General features: G+C 31.9%; 15 protein-coding genes and 1 pseudogene. 3 read left to right on the forward strand and 13 right to left on the reverse strand.

Annotated features, from left to right (window positions below):
* Nucleotides 1-44 precede the first annotated feature (44 nt).
* Both BAQ44_RS21775 and BAQ44_RS21780 read right to left on the reverse strand, forming a co-directional pair.
* Nucleotides 45-689, reverse strand: coding sequence for an alpha/beta family hydrolase (locus BAQ44_RS21775; RefSeq protein ID WP_071723689.1), 645 nt, complete (start codon nucleotides 687-689; stop codon nucleotides 45-47).
* A 21-nt stretch (nucleotides 690-710) separates the two neighbouring features.
* Nucleotides 711-1,178 (reverse strand): NUDIX hydrolase, encoded by a 468-nt coding sequence (locus BAQ44_RS21780; RefSeq protein ID WP_071723691.1) that lies wholly within the window; start codon nucleotides 1,176-1,178, stop codon nucleotides 711-713.
* A 195-nt stretch (nucleotides 1,179-1,373) separates the two neighbouring features.
* On the opposite strand from BAQ44_RS21780, the pseudogene BAQ44_RS29935 reads away from it, so the two are divergent.
* Nucleotides 1,374-1,442, forward strand: a pseudogene (locus tag BAQ44_RS29935) (WGR domain-containing protein); the annotation flags it as partial.
* Nucleotides 1,443-1,536: 94 nt separating this feature from the next.
* Here BAQ44_RS29935 and BAQ44_RS21785 read toward each other — a convergent pair.
* The 11 genes from BAQ44_RS21785 to BAQ44_RS21840 form a co-directional block, all read right to left on the reverse strand.
* Nucleotides 1,537-1,830 (reverse strand): YfzA family protein, encoded by a 294-nt coding sequence (locus BAQ44_RS21785; protein ID WP_071723693.1) that lies wholly within the window; start codon nucleotides 1,828-1,830, stop codon nucleotides 1,537-1,539.
* A gap of 29 nt (nucleotides 1,831-1,859) precedes the next feature.
* Nucleotides 1,860-2,477: an ABC-2 transporter permease gene (locus tag BAQ44_RS21790; protein WP_071723697.1), complete on the reverse strand. Its 618-nt coding sequence runs from the start codon at nucleotides 2,475-2,477 to the stop codon at nucleotides 1,860-1,862.
* Entirely contained in the window at nucleotides 2,465-3,337 is an 873-nt protein-coding gene (locus BAQ44_RS21795) for an ABC transporter ATP-binding protein (protein WP_071723699.1), read from the reverse strand. Before BAQ44_RS21795 ends, BAQ44_RS21790 begins: the two co-directional genes overlap by 13 nt.
* Nucleotides 3,325-3,714, reverse strand: coding sequence for a GntR family transcriptional regulator (locus tag BAQ44_RS21800; RefSeq protein ID WP_001167593.1), 390 nt, complete (start codon nucleotides 3,712-3,714; stop codon nucleotides 3,325-3,327). The genes BAQ44_RS21795 and BAQ44_RS21800 overlap by 13 nt, the downstream gene beginning before the upstream one ends.
* A gap of 455 nt (nucleotides 3,715-4,169) precedes the next feature.
* The gene (locus BAQ44_RS21810; RefSeq protein ID WP_063260321.1) at nucleotides 4,170-4,601 is read right to left on the reverse strand and encodes an SMI1/KNR4 family protein; all 432 of its coding nucleotides are present in this window, start codon (nucleotides 4,599-4,601) and stop codon (nucleotides 4,170-4,172) included.
* 54 nt (nucleotides 4,602-4,655) lie between these two features.
* On the reverse strand, nucleotides 4,656-5,681 hold the full coding sequence (locus BAQ44_RS21815; RefSeq protein ID WP_063260322.1) for an SDR family oxidoreductase: 1,026 nt from the start codon (nucleotides 5,679-5,681) through the stop codon (nucleotides 4,656-4,658).
* A 187-nt stretch (nucleotides 5,682-5,868) separates the two neighbouring features.
* On the reverse strand, nucleotides 5,869-6,534 hold the full coding sequence (locus BAQ44_RS21820) for an ABC transporter ATP-binding protein (RefSeq protein WP_063260323.1): 666 nt from the start codon (nucleotides 6,532-6,534) through the stop codon (nucleotides 5,869-5,871).
* Nucleotides 6,534-7,799 (reverse strand): ABC transporter permease, encoded by a 1,266-nt coding sequence (locus tag BAQ44_RS21825; protein WP_211274101.1) that lies wholly within the window; start codon nucleotides 7,797-7,799, stop codon nucleotides 6,534-6,536. The genes BAQ44_RS21820 and BAQ44_RS21825 overlap by 1 nt, the downstream gene beginning before the upstream one ends.
* Before the next feature lie 2 nt (nucleotides 7,800-7,801).
* Nucleotides 7,802-8,887 carry an FtsX-like permease family protein gene (locus BAQ44_RS21830; RefSeq protein WP_071723707.1) on the reverse strand — a complete coding sequence of 362 codons (1,086 nt, stop codon included), beginning with the start codon at nucleotides 8,885-8,887 and terminating at the stop codon, nucleotides 7,802-7,804.
* 65 nt (nucleotides 8,888-8,952) lie between these two features.
* Complete coding sequence (locus BAQ44_RS21835) at nucleotides 8,953-9,321, reverse strand: hypothetical protein (protein WP_023522327.1); 369 nt, start codon at nucleotides 9,319-9,321, stop codon at nucleotides 8,953-8,955.
* Nucleotides 9,322-9,896: 575 nt separating this feature from the next.
* Nucleotides 9,897-10,655 (reverse strand): SDR family oxidoreductase, encoded by a 759-nt coding sequence (locus BAQ44_RS21840; RefSeq protein ID WP_071723709.1) that lies wholly within the window; start codon nucleotides 10,653-10,655, stop codon nucleotides 9,897-9,899.
* A 145-nt stretch (nucleotides 10,656-10,800) separates the two neighbouring features.
* Here BAQ44_RS21840 and BAQ44_RS21845 point away from each other — a divergent pair, with 145 nt between their 5' ends.
* Both BAQ44_RS21845 and BAQ44_RS21850 read left to right on the forward strand, forming a co-directional pair.
* Nucleotides 10,801-11,367 (forward strand): TetR/AcrR family transcriptional regulator, encoded by a 567-nt coding sequence (locus BAQ44_RS21845; protein ID WP_071723711.1) that lies wholly within the window; start codon nucleotides 10,801-10,803, stop codon nucleotides 11,365-11,367.
* A 22-nt stretch (nucleotides 11,368-11,389) separates the two neighbouring features.
* Nucleotides 11,390-12,145 (forward strand): CPBP family intramembrane glutamic endopeptidase, encoded by a 756-nt coding sequence (locus tag BAQ44_RS21850; RefSeq protein WP_071723714.1) that lies wholly within the window; start codon nucleotides 11,390-11,392, stop codon nucleotides 12,143-12,145.
* The last annotated feature ends 78 nt before the right edge of the window (nucleotides 12,146-12,223 follow it).

A 12,223-nucleotide genomic window follows, 5' to 3' on the forward strand; every position in this document is an offset into this window, starting at 1 on the left:
AAAAGAGGTGCAAATTGCACCTCTTTTTTGTATGTATTGATAGGTTAGTTTGTCCTAATAACTTCTTTAAGTTTTTCTATTATATTTGCTATCGCCTCAATTGAATTCTCTGTTTCCAATCCCCCAACATTTACAGAATGATTTGCGTTTTTGACAACTTCAATCTGTATATTCGTTTTATGTAACTGATTGATTTGATCTGCATTATATTGGTGATCTTTATCTCCAATTACTAATAGCCCTTTGTGACGACTATGTAAAATCGACTCAAAAATGGAATCAAAAGTTAATAAAGGTGTAAGTAGTATCATTTTTGACTGTAAAAACTCTTCTCTCTTCATTAAATCATTTGCAATTGGAATTGTTCCGAGTGACTTCCCTAAAAACATAGTATCGTTATATTGCTTACCTTTTAATACTTCTTTCATTAAAGGATTAATATCATCCATCATTACTTTCGTTATTTCTTCCATTGATTTATTCATTACTTGTTCGTCATAAGAATAATGAATATGTACTACATCTATTTTATGTTCAAGCATTAACATCGTTGTATAATAAAATAACGGTTTATCGTAATTGTATCCTGAACCTGAAAACATAAAGCAAACCGTACTGGAACCTTTTTCGATATGTGTATATGGAATTACTTTGCTGTCTACATGAATCTCTTTTTTAGTCCCCTTCATCCTTTTCCCCTCCGCATACATTTACTTTTGTAAAACGATATGCTCTGTATGAACTAATACATCCTTTACTTTCTCTTTTATAAATGCTGGCTGTAAGTTATATGTATCTAACTCTTCTACCGGCACCCACTTAAAGAAATACGTTCTACCTTCTTCTTCCAAAATATATTGATCCGCTCCATTCGCAGGTAACTCATGAAGCTCTACTTCATAATAAAAACTGATTTCATGAAACTTTCGTTCAGAAAGTGTAAAGAAATTTTCTACCGACCATATTAATCTCTTCACCTCAATAGGAACTGCTAACTCTTCCGCAAGCTCTCGTTTTAACGCATCTTCACTATTTTCTAGCATTTTCACTCTTCCGCCTGGTACGTACCAAAAATCTTCACCGTCACCTTGCAGAATGAGTATTTTATTATCGTGTTTACAAATTGCTCCAACGCGGTAATTAAAACATGTTTCCTCCACTTTAAACGTTAAATCCACAATGATTGCCCCCTATATTGAATTTAAAAATTGCTATATAAATGTATGTACTGTACAAATAAGATTACTAAATTTTTCTATTTCATTCAATGAGTTTTGAACTTTCTGTTAATTACACTTAATCTTTATCATTACAGGTATATATACATATGATACAATCACAGGGCACACTAGAAAAACATTATGGGGGTACGAATGGAAACGTTATTAATCCAGCAAACTGAGAAATCAAATAAGTTTTGGAAAATCGTTGTGAAAGATAGAGTAAAACTTCAATAAATGGAGTTTTTATCTTTCCCCTGTTGTTTTTAAATATTGTTAAGACATTATTAAAAAAGACGCAAGGTCAACTTATGTGCTAATTAATTCTTTTTCTAGAAAAGGCGTCTTTTATTGCACTTGTTAATACATTTAGGAATAATAAAATAGCCATAACTACCGTTAATACGTTAAATTGCTTTGTTTTATAAGGAGCGAACCATTCCGTAAAGAACTCTGAATTAACGAGACGCTCCCCAACTCCCCCTTCCTTGAAGTTCGGTATCCACGAATTCATATCAAGGATGAGAAAAATTAGTTGCATAACGAAAAATGCTCCAAGAGTTTTCAGCCAATTTCGTATTCGAATAGGACGTCCTTTTTTTGATGTCATTTAAATGATCCTCCTTTTAGAACTTGCTATTAAAGAGCCTTGTTCTGATAGATACGAATAGATAATATCCATGAAACCCCATAGCACCCCACTGCTATGACAGCAAATATAAGAAATAATTTCAAATCTGAAATCTCTTTTAAAAAGGTCAGTACGCCATTAGCATATTTATTTAATAAATATGGAGTATTTCGCATTAAATATATAACTCCAATAGATAAAAATATAAAAACTGGTACAAGTGTTTTCACTTTAAATGTAACAAAAAATGGGATGTAAAATGCAGTAATCAGCATGACTGCCAAGAAGCCTAGGATGTAACTTTCTAAGGAAAGTTGAAATTCCATGCTGTCTAAAATGAAATATTTTCCAACCAAACAAAATGGGATGATTACTATTGTAAAAAATAAGGTTCCAACGTATTTTGAACTTATAATTTCCTTCCTAGTATATGGTAATGAGTTTACTAAAATATTAGCATTATCTTTATCATCAGATTGATATGTGTTAATTACAAAAACGGCACTACAAATGATTATGACATATGCTACATCCATGCCGGCCCACAAATAGGTAACTAAAAATAAGAGATACGCAGGTAAAAAGTTTTTTTGTAAAATCAAATCCTTTTTAATTAAATTAAGCATCTTGACTCCCCCTTTTTCATGAAATACATAATATCCTCTAAACTTGGTTTTTCAATCACCACTTCTTTATTAAATAAAGTTTCGATAGAATTTACATTTTCAATCAATCCCTCGAAACCTGTATTTGCCTTACATACAGATATAAATTCACGCTCAGTTTCAAAATCTAACATATCTAGTGGTCCTTTGACCAAAATATAATCTTCTGCAATGGCATAAATATCTTTTGTAAAAATATGCTTCCCATTTTGAATAAATGTAATATAATCGGCAATGCGGTCTAAATCCGTTGTAATATGAGATGAGAAAAAGATTGTTTTCTCACCATCCTGCATAATATTTTGTAAAACATCCAATAATTCTCTTCTAAATACCGGATCGAGTCCGGAAGTAGGCTCATCCATAATAATTAGTTCAGCATGATGTGAAAGGGCAATTGCAAGAGAGGCTTTCATTTTCATTCCTTTGGAGAATGTTTTCATTTTTTTATTTAATGGTAATTCGAACAGATCTTTATAATATGTAAATTGGTTAAAATCCCATTTTTTATAAGCAGGCGCAATAATATTAGTAATTTCCTTTAATGTGAGTTCATCATAAAACACATTATCGTCATAAACGAAACCAATTCTTTCTTTAATTCGCTTCGCATCAGTTGAATAGTTCATGCCAAATAAGGAGACATTTCCACTATCCGGGTTCATTAAATTCATAATCATTTTAATCGTTGTAGATTTACCTGATCCATTTCCCCCAATAAAACCCGTAACAAATCCTTTTTTTACTTCCATCGAAAAATTTTTAATTTGAAATCCTTTAAAAGATTTACTGACATTTTGAAGTTCTATTACGTTTTCCAAGAGTTTTCCTCCTCGTATAAAATTGTAAGCATTTCTTTTAGATCATTTAAAGAAACATCCATTTGTTTAGCATTTTGAATCGCTTCACACAACTTTTCTTCAACTGTCTTTAATTTTTTTTCTTTCATAGTTTCAATGTTTTGTTCTGCTACAAAGGACCCCCTTCCGACAATTGAATAAATAAAACCGTCTTTTTCCAGTTCTTCATATGCTCTTTTCGTTGTAATAATACTTACTCTTAAATCTTTTGCTAACTGACGCATTGAAGGAAGAGCATCTCCTTGCTTTAAATCACCTAGTAAAATAAGTTTTTTTATTTGGACACCAATTTGTTCATAAATAGGTTCCTTTGAAGTGTTCGTAATAACGATTTGCATGCAAATACCTCTTTTTAAAAATATTGTATATATACTTTATATACAATATATACTATCGCACATTGTAAATCAACAGAAAATTCCCAAAATATATCCACAAACATAATCTAATAATAAATGTAATTCATACAACTTATTTATACGGGGCTTCCTCGTATTTACTCGATTTTGAGGTGGAGGTCTTACTGCTATCTAATACGGTATAAAGACTACGTTGTGTTTTACGGTGAAATTGGCACAGCTGGTAATGTGAAAGAAAAAGAGTTTGAAACAGAAGAACAATCTGAGAAAGTTGATATCAAGTTAGACTGGAATGAAGATGACGAAGAAGGATAAAAAAGATGTTTCCTAAGTTATGGGACATGTATGGGGAAGAATCGATAGTTTGATAGATTTGTTAATTGCCAAAAACGCCTTGTTTCTTTCGTAACAAGGCGTTTTTCATGATACTATGTTTAAATTGTTATCTTCCCACTTTCCCACCACTTCATAAACGTTTCTAACGAAGGAGCAACCCAAGTTCTACTATCATTTTCATGATTCCATACATATATATCATCTCTTTGCACGATTCCGTTCAAAATGGAATAACCAAACAAATCACCATTTCCGCCATCAGCAAAAAATAATAAACAGTCAAAAGGCATATATAAATCCTTGAAATCAACTATATTTCTCATATTCATATTTTCTCTTTTTATTTTCGAGGCAGACCAAACAAAGTCCCCGTATTGACCTGCTATACCGTTTGTTTCTTGTAATAGCTGTGATAAGTCATTCGGTAATTCCACAAGTAAACACTTTTGTATTTCAATAAGCTCTTCCTTCATAGCGGGATTTTTTAAGCTTAAGTTTGATGAAATACTATGAATGGTTTCTTTCCACATAACCTTTTCTCCTCCTTATGTGCAATCAACTATATTCAAAGAGCTCCTCTAAATTTATTGATACCATTTTTCTAACAATTCCTTCTCCCTTTCGCCTGAAATCCCTGCTTTTAATTCCCATTCCTCCATACTCTTCATCCACTCATACACATCCGTCACAGTATCTTCTAATCTGCTAAAAGTAAGTCCCGCTTTAACAGCATTCTCGACACTAATAGAAAACCCACCTTTCCACGGCTTCGTCTCACCTTCTAATGAAAATGTTTCTGGAAGCCATAAAGGCATTTCTGTCCAAGGCTGCACCTTATGTTCATTCAAAAACGATTCATTTGCCCAAACCAATGCAGCCTCACTATTCGTAATCTTTTTACAAGTATTTAATAGCTCTTCCATCGTCAATTCATAACTTGGACCTGTAACATTGAATGTACCTGCTTTATTGTTTTCTGCCATGTTTAGTCCCCAGTTTGCGACGTCTTTTATATCAACTATCTGCACTGGACGGTCTTTTCTTCCTGGAACTAATACTTCTCCTCCTTTTGCTACACGACCAATCCAGTATGGAAGCCGATCTGTATAATCAAACATTCCCGAAAGAAGTCCTGCTCTTACGTGTAAAACACGCCCCGGCCAATACTTCTCTGCTTCTTTTTCACACAATACTTTCAGCGCACCGTAATACTCATAAGGAGAAACTTCACCATTCTCCACAGCCTTTATTTGATCACCCGTAGGTTCGGGTTGTAATATATAATCTTCTTTTATATGATGCGGAATCCAATCTTTATATACGGAAAGACTTGAAATGAATATATAATGCTTTATATTATCCCGTAAGACTTCTCCAACATTTCTAATGTGAAGTGGAGAAAATCCACACGTGTCGACTACCGCATCCCATTTTCTATTTATTAAACTTGAAACATCATCATTTCTGTCACCGATTAACTGCTCTACTTCAGGAAAAATTTCTTTATTCGTTCCGCGATTAAATAATGTAACTTCATGCCCTCTTTTTAATGCCTCTTCTACAAAAGCTCTTCCTAAAAATCGTGTACCACCTAAAATTAGAATCTTCATAGTTCTCCCCCCATTCGTGATTGAAAATCCTTTCTTTTGTTAAACGATTTTTTGCTCTTAAAAGTTACGGGTGGATGCAGATTTTCACTATAATCTTAGTTCTATAAAATAAAAAGAAACCATTTTGAAAAGTTAATCATCACGGTTTCTAAAATAATAAGTAATTATTAGCGCTCATTCTTTACCTTTACACAATCTCCCCATCAACTAACTCAATAATTCTATTACACTTATTCGCTACCTCAATATCATGCGTTACAATAATAATCGTTCGTCCTTCTTCATTCAGTTGTAATAGTAAATCCATAATTTCTTCTCCTGTTTTTCTATCTAAATTCCCTGTCGGTTCATCAGCCAAAATTATTTCTGGTTCGCCTACTAATGCTCTAGCAATTGCGACTCGCTGCTGTTGTCCACCTGAAAGCTCGTCCGTTTTTTTATGCATATGTTCTTTTAAACCTACTTTTTCTAAATAGAACTTTGCCTTAGTTTCTCTTTCTCGTTGCTTTAGCTTTCTATATGTGAGTGGTAGTGCTACATTATCTAGTACAGTATGTTCTTTTAACAATGCAAAATATTGAAATATAAATCCAATCATTTCATTTCTTGTTTTATGAACTTTATTTGCTCTAATTTCAGTTAATGTTTTTTCATTTAACGTATATTCACCCTCATTTGGCAAATCAATTAACCCTATAACATTTAATAGCGTACTTTTCCCCGAGCCAGATCGACCCATTATCGCTATAATTTCGCCCTTATTTATCGTTAAGTTTATACCGTTTAACGCGAACGTGCTATGGTTCTTGTTACTATATACCTTCTTAATGTCTTTCAATTCAATTAAACTCATTATTCCATCCCACCTATTAATGTTTTCGGCTCGAGTTTTCTAATAAATAAGAAGACAATTACATTTGAGACAATGATAATCAATAATAAGAAAAGAAATACTAAAAGCAATATAGGCATATCCAATTTAAAGTCTAATACCGTTGCTTCCTTTAAATCTTTCGACATTTGTAATAGAACCCCATACCTCCATGAAAAGTAAGCTATTGACATTCCTAAGCCAGTTATTGCTACAATAATGTTCTCTAAAACAATTTGAATAAACATACCAAATTTACTTTCGCCAAAAGCTATTTTTATACCAAATTCCCGCTTTCTCATCAAGATAGAAACAATGGTCGTTACTACAATTCCGACGATTGAAAATACAATGAACAAGATTCCTACTATAAGTTGAGGTATTTCAGAATAGCCGTTAAGAGTAACATCTTCATTTATTTCATCACCTAAACTTTTTAAATGAAACGTACCGCCGTTTCCTTTAAGTTGAATTGCTTCTTCTAGTTTCTTTACATCTGCACCTTTTTGTAAATATAAAACTGTACTTTGATGTAGTCTTAAAAACATTGCTTCATATTTTTCAAATCTATCAAATGACATAGGCATTATCATTGCGTAATCCAACTTCAAATATGTGTTCGTCGTATTATTATTTACAATAAATTTATTTTCTGGCAAAAAACCTGTAATTGTATATTGATTATTAATTGTATCCCCAACTTGAAAATATTTCTTAAAGTAAGAACCCATTAAAACTTTTGTTTTTTCTTCACTATTTTTTTGAAAGTCATCATGCGAGAAACTTTCTTCAGGTTTTAAAGGTAAATGTAACATTTTATAGTAATTTTCATCTACAAAAATTGTTTTAATAGTAGGTCTTTCATCGTGAAACGTTTTATGTTTCAAATCAGTAATCATACTGTTTTGAAATGGTCTATTACTTGACTCTATTTCAATAACTCGCTCCTCGTATGTACCATACGAAATCACATCTTTATTTTGATGAATTGTATTATAAACCGCTTGAATTTTCTCTTTATTAAATTGATTGCTTTGTAATCTATCTGTCGTCATTTCAAAAGTAACTAAATATGTTTTATCCACATTTAATACCGAGCTGGATTTATCGTTTAGATAGTGTAAATTATAAAATACATTAATTGAACTCGTTATAGTTGCTAATCCAAATGTAATCTGTATTAGAAGAAGTACGGCAAATAGAAATCTCTTTTTTAATGCTAGGAACGCACTTTTTATTCTCATCATTTTTACTCCTTTAATGCTTTAGCAGGTTCGCTTTTAAGCACATATACAAATGGTATTACAGAGAGGATGAAAGCTATAGTAAATGAAAGAAATACACACATTACAATATGAGTAGACTGTAAACTAATACTATAACTTGTAAACTCTATAATATTTTCACTCAAAATGCTAAAAATCCATTGTATGCATATTGCACAGACTGATGCAGTGATTGCACATAAAAATAATTGACTAAATATAAAAATAAAAAGATTTACATTACTTGCTCCCAAAGCTTTCCTTAACGACAAACTTTTTTTCTTCGTATAAATCCAATAATAACTTACTATTATACTGGTAATTAAAGCTATACATAAAAGCCTATATGGAAAACTGAGTAACTCTTCTACGGCTTCACTTGATTTTTTTTCCTTCTCATAGTTCTCTTTTTCACTAATCACTTTGGCATTTATATCTTTATTGTTCTGTTTCATATGCTGTATGAAAGTTTCTATTTCCTTGATAGGATTTTCGTTAGAGCGAACAATCATTTGGAATGTATTATCTTTTTGTATCATCTGTTTCACTTCATCTGGCATGTCATTTAGAGAGACGTAAATTTTAATATTATACTCATATCCAGTATTTTCTCCAGCTACGCCTTTAACTGTATATTCCTTATTAAATAATTTTATTGTTTCCATATCCTTATAAATTTTCTTCCCCACTATTACACTATTTTTTTCATCTTGTCCCATCTGATAACCTTTTAGCAAAGGTGGAGACCAATTTTTATTAAGGAGACCATTCATTATTACGTGGCCGATATCCGGAATAGTAATACGAATATCATTTGTAATAACACTAGCATTTTTAAAATCAGTCTCTACTAACGTCTGAAATTGTTCGAAATTGATTTCCCCCATATTAGTAAGTTGAACAGAATAGTAATAATTAAAATAACCATTTTTACTATCATAAAATTTCTCATCATAATAATCTCGCGTCGACATTGCGATCAGGATTGACCATATTGTTAATACAAATCCAATAAATAACATAATGAATATTGTTTTATTCACCACTATTTCTTTTAATACTAGATTCATATATCCTCCTCATTTTAAAAACCGTGAAAAAGGTATTTATCCTTTTTCACGGTTTTTGTTGATATTTATTTAATTACCATTTCCTTAGAAGTGTACGCACTATCCCCTACCATTATCCATTCATGACCCGAATAACCCCTGGTCACCGGTCCTTTGGATGCAACGCTAACGTTTATACGATCTGAAATTTTAGCATCATACAATGCTAACTCTTTAGAAGTCCCATCATCAAAGCTAGCTCTTACAGTCATCTTGTAAAAATGAGGTTCGTTCTTTTTCGCAGTATAGGCAGTTGCCTTAGCTTTTGCTCCGCTTCCTGTCCACGTTGCATTATTATCCCAACTAATCGAAGCAAATGAAACGGAAGAAACCATACCTAATAAAGAAGCAGTTAATCCTGTAACAGCTAAAGTTTTTTGAAGTAAGCTTTTCATATATCCTTAATCTCCCTTTTTAAAATATTCACTTAAATATTTAAGTATTTTTAGGCCTTGTCCTCATTATACATAAAGAAAATAATAAAATATCGATAAATCCTAATATTTACATAAATTTACATACAACTTACATTCCTGCGAACTTTCCGTCATTAAACAAAAAGTTAGTATTAAATTCAAAAACTCATATTCCGATCTTCGCCCATTTCACAATATGAATGAACCCCCTCTTCTTCTCGTAACCAACATAAGTAACGATGTTGATTTTGATAGAATTTCTTTTCCTTCACTCATCGTATTGGGAATTTCCTCTTATGCTGTTTACGATATGATAAAGCACACACAGGACTTTAGTGCGTCTTTAGACACGGGATAGAAGTATCTTTGTTTCGTAGCAAAACATGACTAACTTTATTCATAGTCATTCAAAAGACATACAAACATTTACGAACCAATAAAGATAGCTATTTAAATATTAGTATTATTTTATAATGTAAAAAGGAATGCTCCTGCCAAATTGACAAGAGCATTCCTTTTCAAAATTTATTTACTTATATATATTTGAATTAAAATTAATACGAAGTCCAACCGCCGTCTACAGAAATCACTTGTCCATTTACGAAACTAGCTTCGTCTGAGCCTAAGAAGATAGCTAATTGTGCAACTTCTTCTGGTTGTCCAGCACGTGGATTAATTGCCATACCTAATGTTTGGCGGCTCGCACCGAATTCACTCACATTTGTCATCGTAGAAGCAATGTTTGTTATGACTGCTCCAGGAGCGATACCGTTACAACGAATATTGTTGTTCGCATACATAAAAGCAGTGTTTTTTGTTAGGCCAACGACTGCATGTTTAGATGCTGTGTAAACAGCACCAGCACGTGCACCGTATAATCCACCTGCAGAAATATTATTGACGATCGTACCGTGTCCTTGTTCCAAGAATTGATTCACTGCAATACGCATTGTTTTCATTACAGATACTGTATTTACAGAGAATACATTCTCCCAACGTTCGTCTGAAACTTCACCAACAGGCTCCATTCCATCCATGATACCTGCATTATTAACAAGAATATCTAATTTCCCGTAAACTTGTATTGTTTCATCGAAAAGACGTTGAATATCTTGATCTGAGGTAACGTCTGTTTGAACAGCAATGGCCTCTGCACCTGTAGCTTTAATTCCTTGTACTACATGTTGAGCCCCTTCTAAGTTTAAATCTGATACTACAACTTTTGCTCCTTCTGTCGCATAACCTTCTGCAATTGCTTTCCCCATGCCTGACGCAGCACCAGTAACAATTGCTACTTTATCTTTTAATCTCATCTGAAACGGCCCCCTTTGTCTTTTATTGCACAGTTGTTCAATAAAAATTATAATAATACAAAAGAACTCTTACAATGAGCAAAAAACTGATAAATGTTCAATACTTAACACATTGTAAGAAATGTGTTCAATAAGAGGTGAAAAAATGATGCGTACAGATATGCGTATTATAAAAACAAAAGAGGCGTTACATAACGCATTGCTAGAATTATTAAACGAAAAAACTTTAGAAGTCATCACTATTTCGGAAATTTGCAGAAAAGCCAAAATAAATCGTGGCACCTTTTACTTACATTATAATCAAGTGGAAGATTTATTTGAGGAGTATTTCAAAGAAATCACTGCAGATTTAACCCGTTCTTATCAAGAACCTTATCGCTACGTATCAGTATTGAAAACTAATAAATTAAATCCTTCTACAATTCGGATTTTTCATCATATCGAAAAGTATAAAACGTTCTATAGAATTGTTTTTTCCAAAAAGGTTCCTTTAATGTATTATTATTTATTTTTTGAGGAAATAAAGCATTTATTATTTCAAGATAAAGGGTCTTTGCTTAAAGAAGGAGTGAATGATTCACTTTATTGTTCCTACCAAGCGAATGCAATTATTGGCATCATCATTGAATGGTATCAAAATGATTTTTCTTATAGTACTAGTTATTTAAATGATCAACTTGTTCAAATTTTAAATATGAAAGTAGACGGTTAACACTTTATATATACTTAGGTAGGTGAACAATATGAATAGAAACATAGTTTATCATTCAACATTATGTATGTATTGCCTCACATCGCTTGTATATATCATCTTACTGAACATAGAAAATGGTCGCAATTATTTAGGGTTTACAATGGTTGTTCCTCTTTTGGCTGTTATTTTATATCAGAAAATATATAAGAAACAAAAAATAGTTCATACATTTGGAATTTCACGTCCAAAAATAAAAACATTAATTTTCTCCATTTTATTCCCAATACTTCTAGGGCTATGTCTACATTTCTATTTTTATATTTATAATATAAAATTCTTATTTGATCATTATAATGAATTTGGACTTCTCCTACTCATTAGTCTTACAATCGCTCCTTTGTCTGCATTTTTAGAAGAAATCATATGGCGTGGAAATTTTCATTACCATTTACGAAAAAAATATTCATTAAAACAAACAGCAATCATTACTGCATCGCTTTGGTCATTATGGCATTTACCAGTATCAATCTTTTATAAAAACTATGAATTATGGTTTGTAGGTATATTAAGCTATCTCTCGTTATTATTTATACTATCTATAATTTTGACTTATACGAGAGAGTATAGCCATTCTGTGATAACATCTGCAATCTTACATGGTACGTTTAATGTATTTTATTTAACAGATGGAGTAGAAACAACATGGGATATTAGCCTAATGGAATTAATTAAATTTATCTTGCTCGTAATTGTGTTTGGCATGATGTATCTAATACATCGAAAAGTTAAAAAATAGTTCCCAATAAAAAAACATTTCATTTTTGTGTATATTAATTAGCTCAATAAGTACTTCAACACCTTGCAATTATTCAAT

The organism is Bacillus mobilis (genome assembly GCF_001884045.1).
Taxonomy (GTDB): Bacteria; Bacillota; Bacilli; order Bacillales; family Bacillaceae_G; genus Bacillus_A; species Bacillus_A mobilis.